Annotated in this window: 1 protein-coding gene; it reads left to right on the forward strand. The window is 49.3% G+C overall.

All coding sequences use genetic code 11. The annotated features are described in order from the left end of the window. Window positions 1-4: 4 nt before the first annotated feature. Window positions 5-426 (forward strand): aminotransferase class I/II-fold pyridoxal phosphate-dependent enzyme (locus tag BTA35_RS17010; protein ID WP_139363736.1); only part of this gene is annotated, 422 nt, incomplete at its 3' end.

Below are 426 nucleotides of genomic sequence, written 5' to 3' on the forward strand. Positions count from 1 at the left end.
GTTTATGTCTCTGTCAGAATTCAAGTGGGCAGCCCGTGTTACCGATATTGCACCTTTTCATGTGATGGCTATTCTGGAAGAGGCGAAGCGACTACAAGCATCCGGCCGCGACATTATACACATGGAAGTGGGTGAACCCGACTTTTCTACTGCTGCTCCTATCATTGCTGCGGGGCAAGAAGCATTGGCAAAAGGGTTAACTCAATATACTCCAGCTGCGGGTTTGCCAGAGTTACGCCAAGCGATTGCAGGGCATTATCAAACAGCCTACGGTATTGATGTTGACCCTAAGCGTATTATTGTAACGCCAGGTGCATCCGGCGCGCTGCTATTATTGGCAGCGTTATTGGTGAATCCAGGTGATCAGGTGATGATGGCGGATCCGACCTACCCTTGTAACCGTAACTTTATGCGTATGTTTGAGGC

It is taken from the genome of Oceanospirillum linum (genome assembly GCF_001995095.2).
Taxonomy (GTDB): domain Bacteria; phylum Pseudomonadota; class Gammaproteobacteria; order Pseudomonadales; family Halomonadaceae; genus Oceanospirillum; species Oceanospirillum linum.